Raw genomic sequence first — 24,625 nt, 5'->3', positions numbered from 1 at the left:
TCCTCATATATACGCATACGAGAGGTTCGTGAGGTGACCGTGAGCGGTGACGTGCCGGAGGGCGCGGACGGTGGGGTGCCGGACAAGGCGGGGCTGCGCCGCCAACTGCTGGCCGCTCGGACCCTCCTGACCACTGAGGACGTCCAGCGGGCGGCCGCGGTTCTGGCCCAGGAGGCGCTGAAGCTGCCCGAGCTGGCGGAGGCGGACACGGTGGCGGCCTATGTGTCCGTGGGCCGCGAACCGGGCACGCGCGCGCTGCTGGACGCCCTGCGCGCGCGTGGCGTCCGGGTGCTGCTGCCGGTCCTGATGGACGACAACGACCTGGACTGGGGCGTGTACGAGGGCGCGGGCGCCCTGGGGCGGGCCCGGCTGGGCCTGCTGGAGCCCACGGGCCCGCGGCTCGGCCCGGACGCCGTCCTGGAGGCCCGCGCGGTGCTGCTGCCGGGCCTCGCGGTGGACGAGCGCGGCATGCGGCTGGGGCGGGGCGGCGGCTCGTACGACCGCGTGCTGGCCCGGCTGGCGCGGGCCGGGGCCGAGCCGGCCCTGGTGGTCCTCCTGTACGCGCACGAGGTGGTCGCCCGGGTCCCGGAGGAACCGCACGACCACCCCGTGCACGCGGTGGTGACGCCCGACGGCGTCCGCCGTTTCACGGCGTAGAGCGGCGTGGGCCCCCTGTCGGGGGCCCGGCCGCCCGGTGCCTACGGCTTGAGGACGAGGTGGTCGGCCTTCGCCAGGTCGACCGCCTTCGCGCTGTAGGGCCAGTCCAGCAGCTCGCCCTTGGCCCACTTCTCCGTCTGGTCGGTGTAGTGCGGGCTGTAGGCGTGCCCGGAGGCGCCGGTGAGGTTGATCCACCGGGACTTGTCCCAGTCGCCGACGTTCACGACCATCCGCATCGACGGCACCCAGACGACCTCGTAGCCGCCCGCGGCGTTCCAGCCGGTCGCGTTGACCGCGGCCTCGCCGCCCGAGAGGTTCCACGGGCCGCGGTTCAGCAGGAACTTCACGACGCCCGGGCCCTCGACGCCGAGGGTCTGGTTCCTCAGGTTCAGCTGGTGCAGGCGGCCCCAGCTCCAGGTGGAGACGTCCTTGCCCAGCTCGGCCGTCAGCTCCCAGCGGGCGTCCTCCATGGCGCGGGCCAGCAGCTGGTCCCGGGTCTCGGTGGCCGCGTCCGTACGGCTCGCCGGCGTGTGCCACCAGGCGTTCTTCTCGTCGTTCAGGAGCGGGCGGACCACCTCGTACCAGCGGTCGCCGCCGTCCGGCTGCGCCTTGTCGGGGGAGCGCAGACCGCACTCGCGCACCAGCTTGTTGCGCTGGTCCTCGGGGACGGTGGGGTCGGCGGAGCGGACGTTCAGGCACTCGCCCCTGACGCGCAGCTCCTTGGGCAGCTTGTCGCCGAAGGCCAGCTTGAGGACGTTGCGCCAGACCGCGTTGAAGTACGCGGCGGCCGCCGAGTCGGACTCCTGCGTGTAGTGCCAGCCCTCCAGGAGCTTCTGCGCCTCGCGGACGTACGGGTCCTCGACGTCGATCTTGAGCAGCAGCGGCGTCAGCAGCTTGGCGATCTCGCTGCTGTTGTCCGTCTGCATGGTGCGCATGTCGTCGGTCGAGATCTTGCCGCCGTCCTTGATCTTCGACTCGATGAGGTCGTTTATCCGCTGGCTGCGCGAGCCGTAGCCCCAGTCCTCGGTGAGGAGGTAGGGGTACGTGTCGGCGTTCACGACGGCCTGGTTGGCGGTCACGATGTAGCCGCGCTTCGGGTCCTGCTCGTACGGCAGCTCGTCGAAGGGGACGTACTCCTTCTTCCAGTCGTACGCGGGGTCCCAGCCGGGAGCGGGCAGGGTGCCGTCGTGGCCCTTGGCGCGGACCGGGACCTTGCCGGGGGCCTGGTAGCCGATGTGGCCCTCGGCGCCCTTGGCGTCGGCGTAGATCAGGTTCTGCGAGGGCACCTCGAAGTCACGGGCGGCGTCGCGGAACTCCTTGAAGTCCTTGGCCCGGTTCAGCTTGAACACCGCGTCCATCGACCTGCCCGGGTCCAGGGCGGTCCAGCGCAGCGCCACCGCGTAGCCGTCGCCGCGGTCGGGGGCGTTGGTGACGGGAGCCTTCTGGCCGACCTTCTCCAGCTCGGTGCTGCGGTCCGAGATGAGCGGGCCGTTGTTGGTCGTACGGACGGTGATGGTGCGGCTGCCGCCGCCGGCGATCCGGATGACCTCGTCGCGGGTCTCGAACGGGACTTCCTTGGCGCCCCGGAGGTAGCCGCGGTCGGTGACCTTCTCCAGGTAGAGGTCGGTCACGTCGGCACCGAGGTTGGTGAAGCCCCAGGCGACGTCCTGGTTGTGGCCGATGATCACGCCGGGCATGCCGGCGAAGGTGTAGCCGGACACGTCGTAGCGGCACTTGTCGGAGACCGCCCGGCAGTGCAGGCCCATCTGGTACCAGACCGAGGGCAGCTGCGGGGCGAGGTGCGGGTCGTTGGCGAGGAGCGGCTTGCCCGTGGTCGTGTACTTGCCGGAGACGACCCAGGAGTTGGAGCCGATGCCGTGGCCGTCGGGGCCGAGGAGGGCGGGGACGTTCTCCAGCGCCTGGGAGAGAGCGGTCAGCTGGGCCTGGAAGCCGGCGTTCCGGCCGCTCTGGCCGCTCCCGCCGGTCTGGCCGCTTCCGCCGCCCTGGGAGCCCTGGGAGCCGCTCCGCGGGTCGTCGCCGAGGCCGCCCCCGTTCTGGCCCTCACCGTCGCCCTTGGAGCCGGCGGACGCCTTGAAGGTGTCCGTGATCGGGCGGTGGAGGTCGTACGGGTACCCCGGGTAGAGGTCCTTGATCTGCTTCTCGTCGAGGCGGTTCAGCATCAGCGAGCGGTCGATCTCGTCCTGCATGTTGGTGCGCAGGTCCCACGCCATCGCCTTGAGCCAGGCCACGGAGTCGACCGGCGTCCAGGGCTCGATCGTGTAGTCGTTGAGGAAGGACAGCGCCGAGTACTCGACGGAGACGTCCCGCGGCTCCTTGCCCTTGAGGTACGCGTTGACGCCCTCGGTGTAGGCCTGGAGGTTCTTCTTGGTCTCCGCCGACAGCTTGGTGTCGTACTCCTCCTTCGCCACCCGGTGCCAGCCCAGGGTGCGCAGGAAGGCGTCGCTGTCGACCAGCTCGGCGCCCAGCAGCTCGGAGAGGCGGCCGGCCGTGGTGTGGCGGCGCACGTCCATCTCCCAGAACCGGTCCTGCGCCTGGACGTAGCCCTGGGCGCGGAACAGGTCGGCGTCGGTGGACGCGTAGATCTGCGGGACGCCGTACGCGTCGCGCTTGACGTCGACGGGCCCGGACAGGCCGGGGAGCTGGAGCGTGCCGGTGGTCTGGGGGAAGGGCGCCCGGACCGTGCTGACGCTCCAGTAGGCGCCGTAGCCGACGCCCGCGACGAGCGCCAGCACCAGGGCGATCACGAGCAAGCGGGCACGTCGCCCCTTCTTCTTGGGGGAAGAGACGGTGGTGTTGGCGGGCATCGCTGTCCTTCGAGGCGCAGGCTTGGTCCAGGAGTGCTGGGAGCAACCATAGGCGCAGCACCCGGGGGGCCCGGACGCGGTGTCAGTAAGGAGACCTGGCAGGGGCGTGCGGAGCGAACCATTCCACCCGTCAACGACGCGTTAAAGATTAGGTAAGGTAACGAAGTACCGGGTGGCGGGATACGGCCGTGGATCGCGACGCATCGGCGCGCATCGACGTGAAAGCCCGACATATCCGTACGTTCGGGGCGTGGCGCGACGAGCCGAGGGCTCGACTTTCGGCCAAGGTGCCCGGTATCCAACTGAACAGCCAGTTCCGGCCATATGCCGACAATCGGCCAACGGACCCCGGAGAACACGCAGAACCAGGCAATACGCACCACGCGGAAGGATCGGCCCCTGACTGTCCACCGGCTCAACGAACTCCTGCTCATCGGCTCGCTCGTGCTGCTCGTCGCGGTCGTCGCGGTGCGCCTGTCGTCCCGCAGCGGGCTGCCCAGCCTGCTGCTCTACCTCGGCATCGGCGTCGCGATGGGCCAGGACGGCATCGGCAACGTCGCCTTCGACAACGCCGAACTGACCCAGGTCATCGGCTACGGGGCCCTCGTGGTGATCCTCGCCGAAGGCGGTCTGGGCACGAAGTGGAAGGAGATCAGGCCCGCGTTGCCGGCGGCGGCCGTCCTCGCGACCCTCGGTACCGCGGTGAGCGTGGGCATCACGGCCTCGGCCGCGCACTACCTGGTGGACCTGGAGTGGCGCCAGGCGCTGATCATCGGCGCCGTCGTCTCCTCGACGGACGCGGCGGCCGTCTTCTCCGTGCTGCGCAAGGTGCCCCTGCCCGCGCGGGTGACGGGCGCCCTGGAGGCCGAGTCGGGGTTCAACGACGCCCCCGTCGTGATCCTGGTCGTCGCCTTCTCGACGGCCGGTCCCGTCGACACCTGGTACGTCCTGGTGGGCACGATCGCGCTGGAGCTGGCCATCGGCGCGGCCGTCGGCCTGGCGGTCGGCTTCCTCGGCTCGTACGGGCTGCGGCGGGTCGCCCTGCCCGCCTCCGGCCTCTACCCGATCGCCGTCATGGCCATCGCCGTCGTCGCGTACGCGGCCGGCGCCATGGTGCACGGCAGCGGCTTCCTCGCCGTCTACCTGGCCTCCGTCATCCTGGGCAACGCCAAGCTGCCGCACCAGCCCGCCAACCGGGGCTTCGCCGAGGGCCTGGGCTGGATCGCCCAGATCGGCATGTTCGTGCTGCTCGGACTGCTGGTGTCGCCGCACGAGCTGCTCGACGACTTCTGGCCCGCGGTGATGATCGGGCTCGTCTTGACGACGGTGGCACGGCCGGTGTCCGTCCTACTGAGCCTCCTGCCGTTCCGCATCCCCTGGCAGGAGCAGGCCCTGATGTCCTGGGCCGGGCTGCGCGGCGCCGTGCCCATCATCCTGGCGACCATCCCGATGGTGTCCGGCATCGAGGGCAGCCGGAAGGTCTTCAACATCGTCTTCGTACTGGTCGTCGTCTACACGCTGGTCCAGGGCCCGACCCTGCCGTGGCTGGCGAAGGCGCTGCGGCTCGGCGACGCCGACGGGGCGACCGACCTGGGCGTGGAGTCGGCACCCCTGGAGCGGCTGCGCGGACACCTGCTGTCCGTGTCCATCCCGGAGCGGTCGAAGATGCACGGCGTGGAGGTCGCCGAGCTGCGCCTCCCGCCCGGCGCGGCGGTCACCCTCGTCGTACGGGACGGCAAGAGCTTCGTACCCTCCCCGACGACCGTGCTGCGGCGCGGCGACGAACTGCTGGTCGTCGCGACGGATCCGGTCCGCGACGCGGCGGAGCGCCGACTGCGCGCGGTGGGGCAGGGCGGCAAGCTGGCGGGGTGGCTGGGGACGGGGTAGCCCGGACCTCCACAGGCGCTCGTCCGGGGGCTCGTCCGGCCCTGGTACGGACTTTTCACAGGTGGGCGGTGGGGTGAGTCGCCGATTTCACAGGCGACACTCCACCGTTCCCCTGTACCATGAAGGCACACTGATCGACCAACTCTGCCTGATGCAGGGCTGGCGCGACCGTATGGCGGCCGAGACCCCCGCTCCGGGGCCGGTATCTACCGCGCTTCCGCGCAAGAGGACAGCTCTCGGCGGCTCCCGACACCCAGGGGAGCGCTACCAGGCGGCAGAAAGGCACGGGCCGTGGCATCCACGGTCACCTCTGACGCTGTGAAGCGTCCTGGATACGGGCAGCTCCTGCGCACACCCGGCGCATGGTCGTTCCTGCTGCCCGGCTTCGCGGCACGACAGCCGTTCGCGATGCTCACCATCGGCATCGTCCTGCTCGTCCAGCACACCACCGGTTCGTACGGGACCGCCGGCGCCGTCGCCGCGGTCACCGGTGTCTCCATGGCTCTGTTCGCGCCGCAGAGCGGCAAGCTCGCGGACCGCTTCGGCCAGCGCGCCGTCCTCGTCCCCGGCGTGCTCGTCCACGCCGCGTCCGGCGCCGTCCTGATCGCGCTCGCCCTCGCCGACGCGCCCCTGTGGGCGCTGTTCGCCGCCGCGGTGCCGACCGGCGCCTCCGTCCCGCAGGTCGGGCCCATGGTGCGGGCCCGCTGGGCCGCCCGGCTGGACGGCTCGCCCCTGATGTCGACGGCGGCGGCCTTCGAGTCCGTCACGGACGAGTTCACCTTCGTCGTCGGTCCCGTCCTCGCCACCGCCCTGTGCACCGGTGTGCACCCGGCGGCCGGCCTGGTCGCCGAGGCCGCGCTCACCCTGGCCGGCGGCCTGCTGTTCGCCGCCCAGAAGCGCACCCAGCCCGCCCACGGCCCGCACGCGGCGGGCGCCGCCCCGGCCGGTGGCGAGCGGGCGCGCACCTCGGCGCTGTCCGTCCCGGGCGTCCGCGTCCTGGCCGTCGCGTTCCTCGGCATCGGCTCCGTCTTCGGCGGCATGCAGGTCTCGCTCACCGCGTTCACCGAGGAGATCGGCAACCCCGGCGTGAACGGCCTGCTGTACGGGCTCTTCGCCGCCGGCAACATGCTCGCCGGCATCGCCGTCGGCGCCATCGCCTGGAAGACCGGCCCGCGGCGCCGCCTGATCATCGGGTACGCGGCCCTCACCGTGGCCGCCTCGCTGCTGTGGTCCGCGCACTCCGTGGCCCTGCTCGGCGCGCTCGGCCTGGTCGTCGGCCTGTCCATCGCGCCCGCCCTGATCAGCGGCTACACGCTGGTCGATTCCCTGGTGCCCGCGTCGTCCCGCACCGAGGCGTTCACCTGGCTGACCGGTGCCGTCGCGCTGGGCCAGGCGGCGGCCGTGACGGTCGCCGGGCGCCTCGCGGACGGGTACGGCTCGGCCGCCGGGTTCCTGGTGCCGCTGGCCGGAACCGCCCTGGCGCTGACCACCCTGGTGGCCCTGCGGTCGCGGCTGACGGCGCGGCCCGCGAGCCGGACCGTCGCACGTGGTGTCGGTCACCGCGTGCCGGTGGCGGTGGACTGACGCAGCGGAATACGTCACTATGGATCGTCGTTAGCACTCACTGAGTCAGAGTGCCAGGAGGAAGACAAGTGCCGACCTACCAGTACCAGTGCACCGAGTGCGGCGAGGGCCTCGAGGCGGTGCAGAAGTTCACCGATGACGCACTGACCGAGTGCCCGAGCTGCAAGGGACGCCTGAAGAAGGTGTTCTCGGCGGTCGGCATCGTCTTCAAGGGCTCCGGCTTCTACCGCAACGACAGCCGTGGCGCGTCGTCCAGCAGCTCGCCGGCGTCGAAGTCCTCTTCGTCCGCGTCGTCGTCTGCGTCGTCCTCGTCGTCCGCATCCTCCTCGTCCTCGGACGCGAAGCCCGCGGCGTCGAGCAGCTCCAGCAGCACCGGCTCCGCCGCCTGACGGCACGCCTCCGCCCCTCCCAGGGGCGCACCGACGACTCAGGGTCCCGCCGTTCCGTACGGCGGGACCCTCGTCGTATTCAGGACCTTCCTCGCATTCGGCATATCGGCGTACCCGCTCACCCGTTTAGGGTGACCGCATGGCGAACGCAGAGATCGGTGTGATCGGTGGCTCCGGCTTCTACTCCTTCCTGGAGGACGTGACCGAGGTCGAGGTGGCCACCCCGTACGGCAGCCCCAGCGACTCCCTGTTCTTCGGCGAGCTGGCCGGGCGGAGGGTCGTCTTCCTCCCCCGGCACGGCCGCGACCACCGGCTGCCCCCGCACCGCATCAACTACCGGGCCAATCTGTGGGCGCTGCGTTCGGTCGGCGTGCGGCAGGTGCTGGGGCCGTGCGCGGTCGGCGGGCTGCGCGCCGAATACGGGCCGGGCACGCTCCTCGTGCCGGACCAGCTCGTGGACCGGACGAAGTCGCGGACGCAGACGTTCTTCGACGGGGAGCCCCTGCCGGACGGGACGGTGCCGAACGTCGTCCACACGACCTTCGCCGACCCGTACTGCCCCGACGGCCGCAAGGTGGCCCTCGCCGCGGCGCACGGTCGGGGCTGGGCGGCGGTCGACGGCGGCACGATGGTCGTCGTCGAGGGCCCCCGTTTCTCCACCCGGGCCGAGTCGCGGTGGCATGCGGCGATGGGCTGGTCCGTGGTCGGCATGACGGGCCACCCCGAGGCGGTGCTCGCCCGGGAGCTGGGCCTCTGCTACACGTCGATGGCGCTGGTCACGGACCTGGACGCGGGCGCGGAGACGGGCGAGGGCGTCTCGCACACGGAGGTGCTGCGGGTGTTCGGCGAGAACGTCGGGCGGCTGCGCGAGGTGCTGTTCGACGCGGTCGCGGCGCTGCCGGAGACGGACAGCCGGTCCTGCCTGTGCACGCACGCGCACGACGGGTGGGACCTGGGGATCGAGCTGCCGTAGGCCTCGGGGCCCTTCGGGGTCCCCGGCGGGTGAGGGACTTGTCCCCAGGGGGACGCGCTGTCCACAGGCCTGAGCGGGGACGCGCGGAACGCGGGATGGTGAGGGGCGTCGGCGGACGGCCGGCGACGCTTCTCACGAACAGGCGGTGGGTGCCGTGGTGTCCCGCGTTTCTTCAACGTCCCCTTTTCCTTCCTCTGCCTCTCTTTCCGCCTCTTCCCCTGCTTCTCCTTCTGCCCTTTCTTCCCTTTCCTCCACTTCTCCTCCTTCATCCGCGTGCATTCCCGAGACCTGCTCGGTGCCGCAGTTCGCGCCGTTGCGCGTGCGCGGCGGACGGTTCGGGTTACGGCGGGCGGTGCGGCGCCGTCGACGGGCGATGGCCGCGGGGCTCGCGATGGCGGCCGCGGCGCTGGCCGCCTCGGGATTCCGGGAGCCCGCGGCCGCGGGGCCGCCCAGGACCGCGCCTCCTCGTACGGTGACCGTGAAACCGGTCGAGCTGGTGTCGGCGCCGGTGCGGATCGCGGACGCCGCGACGGTCCGGCTGCTGCGGCCGGGGGACCGGATCGACGTGATCGCCGCGCCTCCCCTACGGGCGGGCGCGACGGAGGACGGGGCGCCGGAGGCCCGGGTGGTGGCGACCGGCGTGCGGGTGACGGACGTGCCGCGTACGGACGACGGCGACGGGGCGCTGGTCGTTCTGGCGGTGCCGCGGGCCGCGGCCACCAGGCTGGCCGGTGCGGGCGCCTCCTCGCCTCTGGTGGTGACCCTGCGATGACTCGCACGAACGGTCAGTCACGTCACCGGTCCGTGTGTACGGATTGGACGGTTATGCACCGCGCACGGCCTAATGGCTCCGCCAACCGCACGTACGACGAAAGGCACCGTGGTGAGCCAGGAGAACAGGACGAGCCTGCTGGAGGGCTTCAAGGCATTCCTGATGCGCGGGAACGTGATCGATCTGGCGGTCGCGGTCGTCATCGGCGCCGCGTTCACCAACATCGTCAACGCCCTGGTGAAGGGCGTGATCAACCCGGTCGTCGGCGCCTTCGGCACCAAGGACCGGACAGCTACCAGTCCTGCCTGAAGGGCCCGTGCGTGGTGCAGGGCGGGGAGGTCACGAGCGGTATCGCGATCCTGTGGGGTTCGGTGCTCAGCGCGACGCTCAGCTTCCTGATCACGGCGGCGGTCGTCTACTTCCTGATGGTGCTGCCGATGGCGCGGTACCTGGCGCGGAGGGCCGAGCGCGAGAAGGAGCGCGAGGGCGTGCAGGAGACGCTGGAGGTGACCGAGCTGGAGGTCCTGAAGGAGATCCGCGACGCCCTTGTCCAGCAGCGGGGCGGCGGCGCGGCCGCAGGGGTGCGCACCCCGTAGCCGCAACCCCTCCGGGGGTCGCCCGGGCTCAGAGGTGGTGCGGCGGCTTCTCGTCGAGGAAGCGGGCCAGGTCGTCGGAGCCGCCGTCGCCGCCAGGAGCCCGCTCGCCCCACCCGCGGTCCGTATCGTCCGCGGACGGCCGGTCCAGCGGATCGTCGAAGATCAGGGCCGGCGTCTTCTTCTTCGGCTCCGGCTCGGGCTTCGCATCACGCGGTCCGGGAGTGGGGGCGGTACTCATAGGTTCAGCGTACGCCGGGGCCGCGGGGCCGCCGGAGCGGGAGCCGCCCGGCCGCCGCGCCGCCCGGCAGCGCCCCCGGACGCGGGCCTCCGGCGTCCCCGGGCGCCGACCCGCCCCGACCTCGGCCCGTGGCATCCCCGGGCACCGGCTCGCCCGGGCGCGTCTCACCGGTTCGCGGCGGTGGCTCTGCTGTGCTGTGGCCCATGACGAACCCGACACCCCCACCCCGGATGCGGCCGGTGCGGCCGCTGGTGTCACGCGACCGTGACCAGGAGCACCGCGCGGCGACACCTCTGGAGCTGTTCTTCGACCTGTGCTTCGTCGTGGCGGTCGCCCAGGCGGGTATCGAGCTGGTGCACGCGGTCGCCGAGGGCCACGCCGGCGAGGGCGTCGCCGAGTACGCCATGGTGTTCTTCGCGGTCTGGTGGGCGTGGATGAACTTCACCTGGTTCGCCTCGGCGTACGACAACGACGACGCCCTGTACCGCGTGATGACGCTCGTCCAGATCGCCGGTGTGCTGATCCTGGCGGCCGGGGTGTCCCGGGCCTTCGGGGAGCACGACTGGACGTTCGTCTACGTCGGCTATCTCGTGATGCGCGTCGCGCTGGCGTCTCAGTGGCTGCGCGCGGCCCATGACGCGTCGGGGGCGGAGCGCACGACGGCGCAGCGGTACGCGGGCGGGGTGCTGGTCTGCCAGGTCGGCTGGTCCGCCCTGCTGTTCGCCCCCGAGGGTGCCCTGCCGTGGGTGTTCCTGGTGATGGCGGTCGCCGAGATGTCGGTGCCGCCGCTGGCGGAGCGGGGGTTCAGCACGGCGTGGCACGCGCGTCACATCGCCGAGCGGTACGGGTTGTTCACCATCATCGTGCTCGGCGAGACGATCGCGGCGGCGACCGTGGCGGTGAAGTCGGGCGCCGAGGAGAACGACGCGCTGGACGAGCTGCTGCCCATCGCGGGGGGCGGGCTGCTGATCGTGTTCGCGGCCTGGTGGATCTACTTCGTCGTCCCGGCGCACGCCCGGCTCCTCTCCAACAGGCAGGGATTCCTGTGGGGGTACGGCCACTATCCGATCTTCGCCTCGGCGGCGGCGATCGGTGCGGGCATCGAGGTGGCGGTGGAGCACGCGATCGGCGAGGCCCATGTGTCGGCGACCGCGGCGGCGGCCGCCGTGACGGTGCCGGCCGCGCTGTACCTGCTGCTGGTGTGGGGCCTGCACTCGCGCTACTTCAAGGTGGGGATCGCCCAGCAACTGGTGCTGCCGTGCGCGGCGCTGGGGGTGCTGCTGTCGACGTTCGCGGGGCACTGGGCGGTGCTCACGGCGGGCCTCGTGATGGCGGCCGCGGTCGCCACGGGCGTGACGCTGACGGCCCGGATGGTGGCGAGGGAGGCCTCGGCGGGAAGAGACGGCGCGCGCACGGCGTGAGCGTGCTAGGCAAAGGGGATGAACTCCAAGGGGTCGACGGACGGTTTGACGGATGTGGCCGGTCTGCGGGTGGGTCACGCGCGCGTGCCGGGCGGAGGCGCGCTGAGCGGGACGACGGTGGTGCTGGCGCCGGAGGGCGGTGCGGTGGCGGCCGTGGACGTACGGGGCGGGGGGCCGGGCACCCACGAGACGGACGCCCTCGACCCGCGCAATGTGGTCCAGCGGATCGAGGCGGTGGTCCTGACGGGCGGCAGCGCGTTCGGGCTGGAGGCGGCGGCCGGGGTGACGGCGTGGCTGGAGGAGCGGGGGCGGGGGGTCCGGGTGGGTCCGGACCCGTCGCAGGTGGTGCCGGTGGTGCCGGCGGCGTGCCTGTTCGACCTGGGGCGGGGCGGCGACTGGCGGGCCCGGCCGAGCGCGGCGACCGGCCGGGCCGCGGTGGAGGCGGCCGCCGCCATGGAGCCGGGGGCGCCCGTGGAGTACGGGTGCGTGGGCGCGGGCACCGGCGCGGTCGTCGGGGGGCTCAGGGGCGGGGTCGGCACGGCGAGCACGGTGCTGGAGTCGGGTGTGACGGTGGCCGCGCTGGTCGTGGTGAACGCGGTGGGAGCGGCGGTCGACCCGGCGACGGGCGTGCCCTACGGGGCGTACGGCGACGGGTATTTCGGGGTCGGGGGGCGGCCGGTGTTCCCCGATCCGGGGGTGCACGAGGCGGCGGTGCGGCGGCTGGCGCTGGCGCGCGAGCGCAGTGGCGGGATGCCGCCGATGAACACGACGCTGGCCGTGGTGGCGACGGACGCGGAGCTGACCCGGCCGCAGGCGCAAAAGGTCGCAGGGACGGCGCACGACGGTATCGCGCGCGCCGTGCGGCCGGTGCACCTCCTCAACGACGGCGACACCGTGTTCGCCCTTGCGACCGGCGTGCGCCCCCTCGCCGAGGGGGACGACCCGCTCGCGCTGAACGCGGTACTCGCGGCGGGCGCCGACATGGTGTCGCGGGCGATCGTACGGGCGTTGCTGGCCGCGGAGCCGTCGTCGGGCCCTGGCGGGGACTTCCCCTCGTACCGCATGCTGTACGGCCCGGAGACCGCCGTGGACGCGTCGGCCGCCTCGCACGCTCCGGATCCGGGGGCGGCGCCGGGGAGTTGAGGGGGGCGCGCGGGAACCGGCCATGCGCGCCCTTCGTTTTGCAGAAGCCGGACGCGCTTGCCGGACCGAGGCACTACCTTGAGCAAGCATCGAGTAACACGCCGCGACGGCCTGGAGACCCATCTTGAACGATCCGATTGATCGGAACGATCTGTACGAGACCACGGAGGCGCACGTCGAGCGGCTCCTGGGTCGGGCGCTCAACTCCTTCGACCTGCCCGATGCCCTGGTCGAGCGGCTCGGCTCGGCGCTGGCCCACGCCAGTTCCCTGCACGCGTCGCACCACAGCCCGGCGCTCCACCGGGCGACGTACCGCCACACGTACCTGCTGGCGGACGGCACGTCGCTGACGCTGTGGGAGCTGGTGCACCACACGGGCCCGGACGGCCGGGACCACCATGAGCTGTACGCGGACGAGTCGGAGGTGCGGCTCGCGGCGGCCCGGCTGGCGGCGGCTCCGGGTTTCCCGGAGGCCGTGGGGCTGGCCGATCCGCTGGACGACGACCTCGATGCGGACCTTGAGTTGCTGAGCGCGCTGCTGGTGCGACCGCCGGCGCCGGCGCCGCGTACGTACGTGCCGGACGACTCGGCCGACCACGCCCGGCGGGTGCTGCGCCGCGCGGAGAACGCGGACCGGCCGGGCGAGGAGGTCGCGGCGCGGCTGCGGGGCGCGTTCGCCCACCACATCCAGCAGGTGTTCGGGCGGCAGTGCAGCGTGGCGGGGAAGGACGCGGGTTTCTCGCTGTACGAGCACGCGTTCCTGCTGCTGGACGGGAGCGAGATGAGCGTGTGGGAGGTCGAGCACACGGCGACGCCGGACGGCCGCCACATGTGCGAGGTCTACGAGGACGAGCGCGCGGCGCGTGCGGCCATGGAGCTGCGCGCCCGGGTGCGCCGCTAGCCGGTCCGGCGGCGGGACGGCCGTCGGTGACCGTCCGGCCGCCGGGCCTTCTTCGAGGGCCCCCGGCCCTTGGCGCCCCCCTACGGCGTTGCCGGTGGCGTGGTCACGGGGAGCAGGTGCGGGCGCCTCGCGGTGCGGCCGTCGCCGGACGAGCGGCCGCGCAGGCGTCTGCCGAGCCAGGGGCCCAGGAAGGCGCCGGCCCAGCGCAGTTCGGCCGTGGCGGCCCGCCATCCGGTGGGTGCGGGGGTGGCCGCCGGGGGCAGCGGGCGGGTCCAGGCGTCGTCGCTGCCGGGCAGGTCGAGGGCGTGGGCGAGAGCCGCGGCGATGCGCTGGTGGCCGAGCGGGCCGGCGTGGAGGCGGTCCGGGCTCCACAGCCGCGGGTCGCCGACGACGGAGTGGTGCGCGGTCTCCGCGACGGCCACTCCGTGGCGCCGGGCGGCCTCGCGTATGCGGTCATTGAGGGCGACGATCCGGGCGCCGAGCGGGCGGGCCAAGGGCGTCAGCAGCCCGGGGTCGGGGAAGGTGACCGTGACGACGCGGGCTCCCCGGGCGGTGAGCGCGGAGAACATCGCCTCCAGGTGGCCGGCGACCTCGTCGGCGTCGAACCGGGGCCGGAGCACGTCGTTGACGCCGGCGACCACGGTGGCCAGGTCCGGGCGCAGCGCGAGCGCGGGTGGGAGCTGCTGGGCGTGGACCTGCCCGGCGAGGCGTCCGCGTACGGCCAGGTTGGCGTACCGGACGGCGGGGTGGTGCAGGGCGAGGTGTTCGGCGAGCCGGTCGGCGAAGCCCCGCAGTCCGGTGGTGTCGTCACCGTCGCCGACGCCCTCGGTCTGGCTGTCGCCCAGGGCGACGTACCGCAGGTACGGCGTGTCAGTGCCGGTCATGGTCGGCCTGCCTCTCCTGGAGGACGGCGATCGTGCGCCGGCACCAGTCGTGGTTGCCCTGCTCGAAGGCGAGGCCGCGCAGGCAGGTCAAATAGGGCCCGACGCGGTCGCCGTGGCGCAGGAACTCCTCCTCCGTACGGTCGCCCCGCATCGTGCGCAGCAGCTTGCCGAACAGGTCGATCCTGATCCGGGCGACGTCGGCGCGCTCGGTCAGGCGCGCGATGAGCTCGCCGGAGTCGACGTGGTCGGCGGCCTGGACCTTGACCAGCAGGTCGTCGCGGACGAACGAGTGCTTGGCGGGCGCGGCGGTGAACCGCTCCAGCTCCGCGAGGCCGGCGTCGGTGACCTTGAACAGGCGCTTGTTGGGCCGGTTGTCCTGCACCACCTCGCGGCCTTCGACGAGGCCGTCGGACTCCAGGCGGGCCAGCTCCGCGTACAGCTGCTGGGGGCGGGCGTGCCAGAAGTTGGCCACGCCCAGGTCGAAGGCCTTGGCCAGTTGGTAGCCGCTCAGCTCCTCGTCGAGCAGTGCCGCCAGCACGGCATGCCGCAGCGCCATCGGATCGCCTCCCGCCTCTGTCCGGTAACCCGCCCTCCATGGTAGTCATGAATCTGACTAGTCACATGCATGACTATGAAGGAGGAGTCGTGACCACCACAGCCGACCGCTTCCGCGCGGCCGTCGACGAGCGTGACCTCACCGCCCTGGACGACCTGTTCACGGACGACATCCGCCTCTACAGCCCGGTGAAGTTCACGCCGTTCGAGGGCAAGGCGATGGTGCTCGGGCTCTTCGGGGTCCTCCTGCGCACCTTCGAGGACTTCCGCTACGTCGGGTGCTTCGACGGCGAGGCCGACACCAGCGCCGACGGCACCACCGCGCCCTCGGCCGTGCTGCTCTTCCGCGCCACTGTGGGCGGCAGGCAGATCCACGGCATCGACCTGCTGCACTTCGACGACGAGGGCCTGATCAAGGAGTTCACGGTGATGGTCCGGCCGCAGTCCGCCGTGCACGCACTCGGCGAGGCGGTCCTCGCCGGGCTGGTCGCGGACGGCCTCGTACCGGCTCCGGCGGCATGACGAAGGAGGGGCGGCCGTGGACGGCCGCCCCTCCTCTCCTGTGTGCGTCAGGCCGCGACCGCGACCTTCCGGGCCGGTTCGGCGCCCTCCGTCTCCGGGGTGGCGGTCCTGCGGGCGCTCTTCAGGAGGATGACGAGCGCGGCGCTGACCGCCGTGCCGACGACGATGGCCAGCAGGTAGAGGAACGGGTTGCCGATCAGCGGGACGACGAAGATGCCGCCGTGCGGGGCGCGCAGCGTGCACTCGAACGCCATCGACAGGGCTCCCGTGACGGCGCCGCCCACCATCGCCGACGGGATCACCCGCAGCGGGTCGGCCGCGGCGAACGGGATCGCGCCCTCGGAGATGAACGAGGCGCCGAGCACCCAGGCCGCCTTGCCGTTCTCCCGCTCGGCCTTCGTGAAGAGCCGGCCGCGCACGGCCGTGGCCAGCGCCATCGCCAGCGGCGGCACCATGCCCGCGGCCATCACGGCGGCCATGACCTTCAGGGAGCCCTCGTTCGGGGACGCGAGGCCGCCGACCGCGAAGGTGTACGCGACCTTGTTGACCGGGCCGCCCAGGTCGAAGCACATCATCAGGCCGAGGATCATGCCGAGCAGGATCGCGTTGGCGCCGGTCAGGCCGGACAGCCAGTCGGTGAGCGCCTTCTGGAGTTCGGCGATCGGCTTGCCGATCACCAGGAACATCAGGAATCCGACGACCGCCGACGCCACGAGCGGGATGACCACCACCGGCATGATGCCCCGCAGTACGGGCGGGATCCTCAGCCGCTGGATCGCCATCACCAGACCGCCGGCGATCAGGCCGGCCGCGAGACCGCCCAGGAAGCCCGCGTTGATGGTGAGCGCGACGGCGCCGCCGACGAAGCCGGGCACGAGGCCGGGCCGGTCCGCCATGCCGTACGCGATGTAGCCCGCGAGGACCGGGACGAGGAAGCCGAACGCCAGCGCGCCGATCTGGAAGAGCAGCGCGGCCCAGCTGTCCACCTGGCCCCAGGCGAAGTGCTCGGCCACGGAGGGCGCCTTGTTGATCTCCCAGCCGCCGATGGCGAAGCCGAGCGCGATGAGCAGACCGCCCGCGGCGACGAACGGCACCATGTAACTGACGCCGGACATCAGCCACTTGCGCAGCTTCGTGCCGTAGCCCTCGCCGGGCTCGCCCGCGCGGTCGACCGGGGTACCGGCGGAGGCCGCCGGGGCGGTGGTCTCGCCGCGCTCCGCCTTGCCGCGGACCTCGGCGATCAGTTCGGCGGCCCGGTTGATGCCGGCCTTGACGCCGACGTCGACGGTCGGCTTCCCGGCGAACCGTTCCTTCTCCCGTACGGGCACGTCATGGGCGAAGATCACGCCGTCGGCCGCCGCGACGACGGCCGGGTCGAGCCGGGTGAACCCGGCGGAGCCCTGCGTCTCGACGGCCACCTCGACCCCGGCGTCCCGCCCGGCCTGCTCCAGGGACTCGGCGGCCATGTAGGTGTGGGCGATACCGGTGGGGCAGGAGGTGACGGCGACGATACGGAAGGGGGCGCCGCCGCCCTCTTCGCCGGCCGCGGTGGCCACGGCGGCGGGCTCCGGTGCGGGAGCGGACTCCTCGGTGGACGGCGCGGACGCCTCGGCGGACGGCTGCGCGGGCTCCTCCGAGGGCTGCGCGGCCGGCTCCGTACCCGGTTCCGCATCGCCCCGGATCAGGGCCGCCGCGTGCGGCGCGTCGGCCGTCCCCCGGAGCGCGGCCGTGAACTGCGCGTCCATCAGCCGTCGGGCGAGCGACGAGAGGATCGTCAGGTGCGCGTCGTCGGCGCCGGCGGGCGCGGCGATCAGGAAGATCAGGTCCGCCGGGCCGTCGGGCGCGCCGAAGTCGATGCCGTGGGCGGCCCGCCCGAATGCCAGGGTGGGCTCGGTGACATGGGCGCTGCGGCAGTGCGGGATGCCGATGCCGCCGTCCAGGCCCGTGGGCATCTGGGCCTCGCGCGCCGCCACATCGGCGAGGAAGCCCTCGAGATCGGTGACACGGCCCAGGGTCACCATGCGCTCGGCGAGCGAACGGGCCGCTTCTTCCTTGGTGTTCGCGGCCAGGTCGAGATCGACCAGGTCCGCGGTGATCATGTCGCTCATCGCGGGTTCCTACTGCTCGTCACTCGGTGAGTGCTCGGTCGAGGGGTACGTCGGCGGTCACGGTGACCGCCGCCGGGTCGAGGTGGGCGGGCGTCGGCATCTGGCTGCCGGGCAGCTGGACGGCGGCCGCGCCGTGGGCGACGGCGGAGGCCAGGGCCTCCGGCCCCTCGCCGCCCGCCGCGAGGAAGCCCGCCAGGGAGGCGTCGCCCGCGCCGACGTTGCTGCGGACGGCGGTGACGGTGGCGGTGCCGTACCAGACGCCTTCGGCGGAGACGAGGAGCTGGCCGTCGGCGCCGAGGCTGGCGAGTACGGTTCCGGCGCCGGCGGTCCGCAGTTCCTCGGCGGCCTTCACGGCGTCGCCGACGGTGGCGAGGGGCCGCCCGACCGCCTCGGCCAGCTCCTCGGCGTTGGGCTTGACGACGTCGGGGCGGCCGCGGAGCGCGGCCAGCAGCGACGGGCCCGAGGTGTCGAGGGCGACCCGGGAGCCGTGGCCGTGCGCGCGGGTGACGAGGTCGGCGTACCAGGCGGGGATGAGGCCGCGGGGCAGGCTGCCGCAGCAGGCGACCCAGTCGGCGGCGGGCGCGTGTTCGCCGACGGTGGCGAGGATGGCCTCGGACTCGCGGGGCGTGAGATCCGGGCCCGGGGCGTTGATCTTGGTGAGGGTGCCGTCGGGCTCGGCGATCGCGATGTTGGAACGCGTGTGGCCGGAGAGCGGGACCGGGACGACGTCGATGCCCTGTTCGGCGAGCAGTTCGGCGACGAGGGCGCCGGGTGCGCCGCCGAGGGGGACGACGGCGCGGGTGTCGTGTCCGGCCGCGGCGACGGCGCGGGACAGGTTGACGCCCTTGCCGCCCGGGTCCATGCGTTCGCCGGTGGCGCGCAGCACCTCGCCGCGCTCCAGGGCCGGGACTTCGTAGGTCCGGTCCAGGGAGGGGTTGGGGGTGACGGTGAGGATCATGCGCGTACGACTTCCGTTCCCGCGGCCTCGATGGCGGCCGCGTCCTCGGGGCTGAGTCCCTTGTCGGTGATGAGCAGGTCGACGTCGGACAGTTCGCCGAACCGGGCGAAGTGGTCCTGCGCGTGCTTGGCGGAGTCGGCGAGCAGGACCACGCGGCGGGCGGCGGCGATGATGGCCCGCTTCACGGCGGCCTCGGCGAGGTCCGGCGTGGTGAGCCCGTGGGCGAGGGAGAACCCGTTCGCGCCGACGAAGACGACGTCGGCGCGGATCTGCGCGTACGAGCGCAGGGCCCAGGCGTCCACGGCGGCCCGGGTGCGGTGCCGGACGCGGCCGCCGACGAGGTGGAGGGCGATGCCGGGGTGGTCGGCGAGGCGGGCGGCAGTGGTGAGTGCGTGCGTGACGACGGTGAGGGAGCAGTCGAGCGGGAGGTCCGCGGCGACCCGGGCGACGGTGGAGCCGGCGTCGAGGATGACGCTGCCCTCCTCCGGCAGCTCGGCCAGGGCGGCCCGGGCGATGCGGTCCTTCTGGTCGGCGGCGGTGGACTCGCGCTCGGCGAGGTCCGGTTCGAAGTCGAGACGCCCCGCGGGAATCGCCCCGCCGTGCACGCGGCGGACGAGTCCCGCCCGGTCGAGGGCCTTGAGGTCGCGCCGGATGGTCTCGGCGGTGACCTGGAACTCCTCGGCGAGCGAGAGCACGTCGACCCGGCCGCTGTCGCGGGCGAGGCGCAGGATCTGCTGCTGGCGCTCCGGTGCGTACATGTCCGTTTACATCCCATTCAATGACCGAACCTGTGGTTCTGTTGGCAGACTACGTCGCGATTCTGGGAAAGTAAACAGACTCGGGCATCAAACGGGCACGATCGGGCGTCACTGATCATGTGAAAGCCCGGCCGGGAACACCCGGCCGGGCTCGGTGCGTCGTCCACCCCACCTCGGGGCGCCCCACCTCCAGGGGCGCCCCGTCTCCGGGCGCCCGCGGTCAGCGCGCGGCGAGCGCGGGCTCCTGGGCCGGGTCGGCCGCCGCCGGCTCCACCGCCTCCAGGGCCTCGCCCTCCACGTGCTGCCGCGGCTTCGCCGGCAGGGCGAACATCAGCAGGAACACCACCGCCAGCACGGCGGCCACCCAGCCCAGCGCCCCGGAGAACGACTCCACCACCGCGAGGCCGAGCCCCGTCGGGACGAAGACGACCGACACCAGGCCGAGGCCGAGCGCATTGCCCATCTGCATCACGGAGTTGATGAGCCCGGACGCCGAACCGGAGTGCTCGCGCGGCACCTCCGACAGCACCGCGTCCGTCAGCGGCGCCACGATCAGGCCCATGCCCGCGCCCATCACCACCAGCGGCAGCGCCATCTGCCAGGACGCGATGCCCATCCCGTACCGGTCGGACTCCCACACGTAGAGGCCGATGCCCGCGATCATCGTCAGCGCGCCCGCCTGGAGCACCTTCCGGCCGAACCGCGGCACCAGCTTCTGCACGGACATCCCGGCGGCGACCGAGACGGCGATCGAGAACGGCACACCGGTCAGGCCGGCACGCAGGGCGCTCCAGCCGAGGCCGATCTGCATGTACAGCGTCCACACCAGGAAGAACACACCGAGCGCGACACCGAAGGTCAGCTGGACGGCGATGCCCGCGGCGAAGCTCTTCACGCGGAACAGCGACAGCTCGACCAGCGGGGAGCCGTCCCGCCGCGCCTTGCGCTTCTCGTACGCCACGAAGGCCGCGAACACCGGCACGCTGCCCGCCATCATGACGAAGCACCAGGCCGGCCAGTCCAGCTCGGCGCCCCGGGTCAGCGGGTACATCAGCATCAGCATGGCCACGACGGCGACGACCACGCCGGGCAGGTCGAGGCGCAGCGCCTTGGGGGCGCGGGACTCGGTGATGAACGCCCGGCCGAGGATGAGCGCGGCGATGCCGACGGGCAGGTTGATCAGGAAGATCGGCCGCCAGCCGAGGCCGAACAGGTCGCCCTCGGTGAGCAGCGCACCCAGCAGTGGACCGGACACCGCGCCGAGGCCGACGACGGCGCCGAACAGGCCGAAGACCTTGCCCCTTTCGTGCGCCGGGAAGGTGGCGTGCACGATCGACAGGACCTGCGGCACCATCAGCGCCGCCATGGCGCCCTGGAGGATGCGCGAGGCGACCAGCATGTCCGGCCCGGTGGCGAAGCCGCAGAGCGCGGAGGCCACGGTGAAGCCGCCGACGCCGACGAGGAACAGCCGCTTGCGGCCGTGGATGTCGCCGAGGCGGCCGCCCGTGATCAGGCCCGCGGCGAAGGCCAGTGCGTATCCGGCGGTGATCCACTGGATCGCCCCGAAGGTGGCGCCGAGGTCGCGCTGGATCGCCGGGATGGCGATGTTGACGATCGTCACGTCGACGAGGTCCATGAAGGCCGCGGTCATGACGATGGCGAGGGCGAACCAGCGACGGCGGTCACCGGCGGCGGGGACCTGGTCGGCGACCCGGTCGGCGGCCTGGTCCGGGGCCTGGTCCTTCGCCTGGTCCCGGCGGTCCGTTCGGCTTCGGGCGTCGCTCTTCTGCGGAGAGGTGGGCGTCTGGGAGGTCATGCCGAGGAAGCTACGACCCCTATAGGACAGAACATGTCCTAGTTGGCCGCCATTCTGGATTCATGACGGACACACCGGCACGTCTCCTGAAACTGCTGTCCCTCCTCCAGACCCCGCGCGAATGGCCAGGCAGCGAACTGGCCGAACGTCTCGACGTCAGTCCGCGCACCATCCGGCGCGACATCGACCGCCTCCGTGACCTCGGCTATCCGGTCGAGGCGACCAAGGGCGCGATCGGCGGGTACCGGCTGGTCGCCGGCAGTGCGATGCCTCCGCTGCTGCTGGACGACGAGGAGGCCGTCGCCATCGCCGTCGGCCTGCGCGCCGGGGCCGGGCACGCCATCGAGGGCGTCGAGGAGGCCTCCGTACGGGCCCTGGCCAAGCTGGAACAGGTGCTGCCGTCCCGGCTGCGGCACCGGGTCTCCGTCCTGCAGGCGGCGACGATCCCGCTGACGCGCGGCGACGGCGCGACCGTCGACCCGCGCACGCTCACGGCGCTGGCGGCCGCCGTGACGGGCCGGGAGCGCCTGCGTTTCGGCTACCGGGCGGGCGACGGCGCCGAGACACGGCGGCAGGTCGAGCCGTACCAGCTGGTGTCGACCGGCTTCCGCTGGTACCTCGTGGCGTACGACCTGGGGCGGGAGGACTGGCGGACGTTCCGCGTGGACCGGGTCGACGAGCCGTTCCCGACGGGCGCCCGGTTCACCCCACGGCCGGTGCCGACCGGGGACCCCGGATCCCTGCTCGGGCTGTCCCTGAACCGGCGCCGGGACGAGCTGGACGTGGACGTCACCTTCAGCGCACCGGCGTCGTTCGTCGCGGCGCGGCTCCCGGCACATCTGGCGCCGGTGGCGACGGGCGAGGGGACGTGCCGGGTGCGTGCCCGGGCGGCGGACTCGGTGGAGTGGCTGGCCGTGCGGTTGGCGCTGGTCGACTGCGAGTTCACGGTCCACGGCCCGGAGCCGCTGGTGGCGTACGTCACCGAGCTGGGGGCCAGGCTGGGGCGCGCGGTGGGGTGAGCCGACGGGGCACCGGCACGGGAGCGCAGCGGCGCGCGGGCATCGGAACCGGTCCCGCACGGCAGGCGGCATGGGCGACGCCCCGCCGGGGGGAGGCGGGGCGTCGCGGGGCCACCGCCCCGCCCCAGGGGGGGGATCCGGGCAGAGCGGTGGGTCTCGGGGCCGGGGCCGGTCAGGCCACGGCGTCGAAGCCGGTGTCGCGGGCCATGCGCTTCAGCTCCAGCAGCGCGTGCTTCTCGATCTGACGGATCCGCTCACGCGTGAGTCCGTGCTCCTTGCCGACCTCGGTGAGCGTCCGCTCGCGGCCGTCCTCGATGCCGTACCGCATCCGGATGATGGATGCCGTGCGGTGGTCGAGCTTGCCGATCAGGCCGTCCAGCTCCTCGCTGCGCAGGAGCGTCATCACCGACTGCTCGGGCGACACGGCCGAGGTGTCCTCCAGCAGATCGCCGAACTGCGTCTCGCCCGCGTCGTCCACCGACATGTTGAGCGAGACCGGGTCGCGCGCCCAGTCCAGGACGTCCTGGACCCGCTCCTCCGTGGAGCTCAGCTCGGCGGCGATCTCGGCGGCCTCCGGGTCGCGGCCGTGCTCGCGGTTGAACTCCCGCTGCACGCGCCGGATCCGGCCCAGCTCCTCCACCAGGTGGACGGGGAGCCGGATCGTGCGCGACTGGTCGGCGATCGACCGCGTGATGGCCTGCCGGATCCACCACGTCGCGTACGTCGAGAACTTGAAGCCCTTCGTGTAGTCGAACTTCTCCACCGCGCGCACCAGGCCGGCGTTGCCCTCCTGGATCAGGTCGAGCAGGGGCAGGCCGCTGCGCGGGTAGCGCCGGGCGACCGCGACCACGAGCCGCAGGTTCGAGCGGATGAAGACGTCCTTCGCGCGCTCGCCCTCGGCCACCAGGTGCTCCAGCTCCTCGCGGGTCGCGCCGCCGGCGTCCGTCTCCACCTCGCCGTCCAGGATCTGCTGGGCGTACACCCCGGCCTCGATGATCTGGGACAGCTCGACCTCCTTGGCGGCGTCGAGCAGCGGCGTGCGCGCGATCTCGTCGAGGTACATGCCGACCAGGTCGCGGTCGGCGATCTCCCCGCCCACGGCGCGAACGCTGCCGGCCCGACCGGTCCCGTTGGTGGCGGACAGGTCACGGGCGACGGCACGGGTTGCCATGCGAGCTCCCTTACTGAGTAGGTCGCGACACCCTTCCGGGTGCCCTGCATCCGACGGAAACAACGACTGGAATCCGGACAGAATTCCCATGCCGTGCATCAAGTTCCGCGATCATGCAGTACCCTGTGCCGCCGCGACCCGCGACGAAGGGTGCACGATCGCCCGGAGGTGCAGGTCAGAGCCCTGTGGGCCGGTGCGCCCCGGGCGCCGATGAGACGCCGGTCACAGCCGCCCCCGCCTGCCTCTCCCACCCGGATAGACGGCACGGGCCTGTCCGGGGTTGCCCGCGGCCCGGACTCCCGCCCCCGGCTCCGGCCCGCGGCTCTCGACCCCGACTCCCGTCCCCGGCTCTCGGCCCCCGGTCCTAGGTCGCCAGACCGTTCCCGGGCAGCCGCGCGGAACCTAGGGTCGCGATCATGGACACCACAGGGATTCTCGACGAAGCACTGGAACGGCTCCACGCCACCGGGCCCGAGCATCAGGGGTGGCTCACCAATCACGCGCCGATGGCGGTCGAGGCGCTCGTACGGCACGGGCACGCGCCGCTCGTGCACCGCTGGCTCGACCACTACGGCGACAAGCTGGAGGACATGCCCTCCTTCACCGCGCCGATCACCGAGGGCACCTGGCGCGAGGCGCTGGGCGACCCGCACCGGATCGCCGACTGGGCCCGGTACTTCGAGCGGGCGACGGTCGAGCGGCCCTGGCGGGACGTGCTCGCCGAGTGGTGGCCGCGTCTGCTCCCCGGCATCGCGGGTGGGGCGACCCACCCGGTGATCCGCGTCGGCCACGCGGTACGGACGCTGCTGACGACCGAGGAGACCGCGCCCCGCGTCGCCGAGCTGGCGCACGGGCTCGGCTACTGGGCCGCGCGGCACGCCCCGCTGCCGCCGCTCACCGAACTGCCGGCCGCGCCGACCGCGGCCGCCGCGCTGGCCGCCGTACCGCCGGTGCCGGAGCAGTCGGGCGGCATCCGTGACCGGCTGGCCCAGCTCACGGCGTTCCCCCGGTGGGGCGGTGAGGCGCCCGGCCCGGACGCGGCCCGGGAGCTGTTGGGCGAGCTGGTGGTGGCCGCGACGCACCGGTACGCCGCGCACGCGCACGGCTCGCCGATCATGCTGGTGCACGCGGCGACGGCGCCCAATGCGGTGCTGCGGACCCTGCCGGCGCTGCCGCGCGAGCTGTGGGAGCCGAGCCTGCGCGCGGCCTGGGCGGCGACCGCCGCGGTGACGGCCGCGTACACCCCGGCGGAGCCGGTCCCGGTCGCGGAGACCGCCCTGACGCCCGAGGAGATCGTGGAGCGGGCGGCGGCGCACGGCGACGAGCACGTGATCAAGTTCGCCGACACCGCGCTCGACGTCGGCGACGCCACGGCACTGGCCGCCGCCGTACGGTCCGTCGAGCTGAACGAGCCGCTGTTCTGAACGGGCGGAAGACCCTGACAACCC

The 24,625-nt window shown here is 72.9% G+C and carries 21 protein-coding genes and 1 pseudogene; 13 read left to right on the top strand and 9 right to left on the bottom strand.

The features are described 5' to 3' along the window. Positions 1-75: 75 nt before the first annotated feature. The gene (locus ABEB09_RS19640; protein ID WP_345693998.1) at positions 76-657 is read left to right on the top strand and encodes a 5-formyltetrahydrofolate cyclo-ligase; all 582 of its coding nucleotides are present in this window, start codon (positions 76-78) and stop codon (positions 655-657) included. Positions 658-698: 41 nt separating this feature from the next. On the opposite strand, the gene ABEB09_RS19635 is transcribed toward ABEB09_RS19640, so the two are convergent. Then, a complete protein-coding gene (locus tag ABEB09_RS19635; protein ID WP_345691229.1) occupies positions 699-3,482 on the bottom strand; it encodes a penicillin acylase family protein in 2,784 nt (927 codons plus the stop codon). Between the two features lie 444 nt (positions 3,483-3,926). Here ABEB09_RS19635 and ABEB09_RS19630 point away from each other — a divergent pair, with 444 nt between their 5' ends. The 6 genes and pseudogenes from ABEB09_RS19630 (at position 3,927) to mscL (ending at position 9,683) form a co-directional block, all read left to right on the top strand. Then, a complete protein-coding gene (locus ABEB09_RS19630; protein ID WP_380840017.1) occupies positions 3,927-5,369 on the top strand; it encodes a potassium/proton antiporter in 1,443 nt (480 codons plus the stop codon). Between the two features lie 291 nt (positions 5,370-5,660). Further along, a complete protein-coding gene (locus ABEB09_RS19625) occupies positions 5,661-6,953 on the top strand; it encodes an MFS transporter (RefSeq protein WP_345691227.1) in 1,293 nt (430 codons plus the stop codon). A gap of 68 nt (positions 6,954-7,021) precedes the next feature. After that, a complete protein-coding gene (locus ABEB09_RS19620; RefSeq protein WP_345691226.1) occupies positions 7,022-7,342 on the top strand; it encodes an FmdB family zinc ribbon protein in 321 nt (106 codons plus the stop codon). Between the two features lie 139 nt (positions 7,343-7,481). Next, positions 7,482-8,315, top strand: a complete 834-nt coding sequence (locus ABEB09_RS19615) for an S-methyl-5'-thioadenosine phosphorylase (protein ID WP_345691225.1) — start codon at positions 7,482-7,484, stop codon at positions 8,313-8,315. Between the two features lie 472 nt (positions 8,316-8,787). Then, positions 8,788-9,087 (top strand): RcpC/CpaB family pilus assembly protein, encoded by a 300-nt coding sequence (locus ABEB09_RS19610; protein WP_345691224.1) that lies wholly within the window; start codon positions 8,788-8,790, stop codon positions 9,085-9,087. A 72-nt stretch (positions 9,088-9,159) separates the two neighbouring features. Next, positions 9,160-9,683: pseudogene (gene mscL, locus ABEB09_RS19605) on the top strand (large conductance mechanosensitive channel protein MscL). A 28-nt stretch (positions 9,684-9,711) separates the two neighbouring features. Here the strand turns inward: mscL and ABEB09_RS19600 are convergent. Further along, positions 9,712-9,921: a hypothetical protein gene (locus ABEB09_RS19600; RefSeq protein WP_345691223.1), complete on the bottom strand. Its 210-nt coding sequence runs from the start codon at positions 9,919-9,921 to the stop codon at positions 9,712-9,714. Between the two features lie 203 nt (positions 9,922-10,124). On the opposite strand from ABEB09_RS19600, the gene ABEB09_RS19595 reads away from it, so the two are divergent. The 3 genes from ABEB09_RS19595 (at position 10,125) to ABEB09_RS19585 (ending at position 13,386) form a co-directional block, all read left to right on the top strand. Then, a complete protein-coding gene (locus ABEB09_RS19595) occupies positions 10,125-11,342 on the top strand; it encodes a low temperature requirement protein A (protein ID WP_345691222.1) in 1,218 nt (405 codons plus the stop codon). A gap of 18 nt (positions 11,343-11,360) precedes the next feature. Further along, complete coding sequence (locus tag ABEB09_RS19590; RefSeq protein ID WP_345691221.1) at positions 11,361-12,485, top strand: P1 family peptidase; 1,125 nt, start codon at positions 11,361-11,363, stop codon at positions 12,483-12,485. A 124-nt stretch (positions 12,486-12,609) separates the two neighbouring features. Next, positions 12,610-13,386 carry a DUF6227 family protein gene (locus ABEB09_RS19585; protein ID WP_345691220.1) on the top strand — a complete coding sequence of 259 codons (777 nt, stop codon included), beginning with the start codon at positions 12,610-12,612 and terminating at the stop codon, positions 13,384-13,386. An 80-nt stretch (positions 13,387-13,466) separates the two neighbouring features. Here ABEB09_RS19585 and ABEB09_RS19580 read toward each other — a convergent pair whose 3' ends face one another. Together ABEB09_RS19580 and ABEB09_RS19575 are read right to left on the bottom strand one after the other, a co-directional pair. Then, positions 13,467-14,270, bottom strand: coding sequence for an SGNH/GDSL hydrolase family protein (locus tag ABEB09_RS19580; protein ID WP_345691219.1), 804 nt, complete (start codon positions 14,268-14,270; stop codon positions 13,467-13,469). Next, positions 14,257-14,826 carry a PadR family transcriptional regulator gene (locus ABEB09_RS19575; RefSeq protein ID WP_345691218.1) on the bottom strand — a complete coding sequence of 190 codons (570 nt, stop codon included), beginning with the start codon at positions 14,824-14,826 and terminating at the stop codon, positions 14,257-14,259. Before ABEB09_RS19575 ends, ABEB09_RS19580 begins: the two co-directional genes overlap by 14 nt. A gap of 89 nt (positions 14,827-14,915) precedes the next feature. Between ABEB09_RS19575 and ABEB09_RS19570 the strand changes: the two genes are divergently transcribed. Beyond that, positions 14,916-15,347 carry a nuclear transport factor 2 family protein gene (locus ABEB09_RS19570; RefSeq protein WP_345691217.1) on the top strand — a complete coding sequence of 144 codons (432 nt, stop codon included), beginning with the start codon at positions 14,916-14,918 and terminating at the stop codon, positions 15,345-15,347. A gap of 47 nt (positions 15,348-15,394) precedes the next feature. On the opposite strand, the gene ABEB09_RS19565 is transcribed toward ABEB09_RS19570, so the two are convergent. From ABEB09_RS19565 to ABEB09_RS19550, 4 genes are all read right to left on the bottom strand, one after another. Continuing rightward, positions 15,395-17,455, bottom strand: coding sequence for a PTS fructose transporter subunit IIABC (locus ABEB09_RS19565; RefSeq protein WP_345691216.1), 2,061 nt, complete (start codon positions 17,453-17,455; stop codon positions 15,395-15,397). Between the two features lie 19 nt (positions 17,456-17,474). Next, positions 17,475-18,413 (bottom strand): 1-phosphofructokinase, encoded by a 939-nt coding sequence (gene pfkB / locus ABEB09_RS19560; RefSeq protein ID WP_345691215.1) that lies wholly within the window; start codon positions 18,411-18,413, stop codon positions 17,475-17,477. Further along, on the bottom strand, positions 18,410-19,171 hold the full coding sequence (locus tag ABEB09_RS19555; protein ID WP_345691214.1) for a DeoR/GlpR family DNA-binding transcription regulator: 762 nt from the start codon (positions 19,169-19,171) through the stop codon (positions 18,410-18,412). Before ABEB09_RS19555 ends, pfkB begins: the two co-directional genes overlap by 4 nt. Before the next feature lie 220 nt (positions 19,172-19,391). After that, a complete protein-coding gene (locus ABEB09_RS19550; protein ID WP_345693997.1) occupies positions 19,392-20,822 on the bottom strand; it encodes an MFS transporter in 1,431 nt (476 codons plus the stop codon). A gap of 227 nt (positions 20,823-21,049) precedes the next feature. Here ABEB09_RS19550 and ABEB09_RS19545 point away from each other — a divergent pair, with 227 nt between their 5' ends. Continuing rightward, positions 21,050-22,006 (top strand): helix-turn-helix transcriptional regulator, encoded by a 957-nt coding sequence (locus ABEB09_RS19545; protein ID WP_345691213.1) that lies wholly within the window; start codon positions 21,050-21,052, stop codon positions 22,004-22,006. Between the two features lie 172 nt (positions 22,007-22,178). Here ABEB09_RS19545 and ABEB09_RS19540 read toward each other — a convergent pair whose 3' ends face one another. After that, positions 22,179-23,177 (bottom strand): sigma-70 family RNA polymerase sigma factor, encoded by a 999-nt coding sequence (locus ABEB09_RS19540; protein ID WP_345691212.1) that lies wholly within the window; start codon positions 23,175-23,177, stop codon positions 22,179-22,181. A 416-nt stretch (positions 23,178-23,593) separates the two neighbouring features. On the opposite strand from ABEB09_RS19540, the gene ABEB09_RS19535 reads away from it, so the two are divergent. Then, entirely contained in the window at positions 23,594-24,601 is a 1,008-nt protein-coding gene (locus ABEB09_RS19535) for a questin oxidase family protein (protein WP_345691211.1), read from the top strand. Positions 24,602-24,625 lie beyond the last annotated feature (24 nt).

Origin of the sequence: Streptomyces coeruleoprunus (genome assembly GCF_039542925.1) — a bacterium.
In the GTDB taxonomy this organism is placed as follows: Bacteria; Actinomycetota; Actinomycetes; order Streptomycetales; family Streptomycetaceae; genus Streptomyces; species Streptomyces coeruleoprunus.
Note: the sequence above shows the minus strand (reverse complement) of the source record. Positions and strands in the feature narration are given on the sequence as shown.

Coding starts and splice junctions, on each gene's coding strand:
- ABEB09_RS19565 (WP_345691216.1), bottom strand. CDS start 17,455: ATGAGCGACATGATCACCGCGGACCTGGTCGATCTCGACCTGGCCGCG.
- ABEB09_RS19555 (WP_345691214.1), bottom strand. CDS start 19,171: ATGTACGCACCGGAGCGCCAGCAGCAGATCCTGCGCCTCGCCCGCGAC.
- ABEB09_RS19580 (WP_345691219.1), bottom strand. CDS start 14,270: ATGACCGGCACTGACACGCCGTACCTGCGGTACGTCGCCCTGGGCGAC.
- pfkB (WP_345691215.1), bottom strand. CDS start 18,413: ATGATCCTCACCGTCACCCCCAACCCCTCCCTGGACCGGACCTACGAA.
- ABEB09_RS19635 (WP_345691229.1), bottom strand. CDS start 3,482: ATGCCCGCCAACACCACCGTCTCTTCCCCCAAGAAGAAGGGGCGACGT.
- ABEB09_RS19615 (WP_345691225.1), top strand. CDS start 7,482: ATGGCGAACGCAGAGATCGGTGTGATCGGTGGCTCCGGCTTCTACTCC.
- ABEB09_RS19600 (WP_345691223.1), bottom strand. CDS start 9,921: ATGAGTACCGCCCCCACTCCCGGACCGCGTGATGCGAAGCCCGAGCCG.
- ABEB09_RS19540 (WP_345691212.1), bottom strand. CDS start 23,177: ATGGCAACCCGTGCCGTCGCCCGTGACCTGTCCGCCACCAACGGGACC.
- ABEB09_RS19545 (WP_345691213.1), top strand. CDS start 21,050: ATGACGGACACACCGGCACGTCTCCTGAAACTGCTGTCCCTCCTCCAG.
- ABEB09_RS19575 (WP_345691218.1), bottom strand. CDS start 14,826: ATGGCGCTGCGGCATGCCGTGCTGGCGGCACTGCTCGACGAGGAGCTG.
- ABEB09_RS19595 (WP_345691222.1), top strand. CDS start 10,125: ATGACGAACCCGACACCCCCACCCCGGATGCGGCCGGTGCGGCCGCTG.
- ABEB09_RS19535 (WP_345691211.1), top strand. CDS start 23,594: ATGGACACCACAGGGATTCTCGACGAAGCACTGGAACGGCTCCACGCC.
- ABEB09_RS19550 (WP_345693997.1), bottom strand. CDS start 20,822: ATGACCGCGGCCTTCATGGACCTCGTCGACGTGACGATCGTCAACATC.
- ABEB09_RS19590 (WP_345691221.1), top strand. CDS start 11,361: ATGAACTCCAAGGGGTCGACGGACGGTTTGACGGATGTGGCCGGTCTG.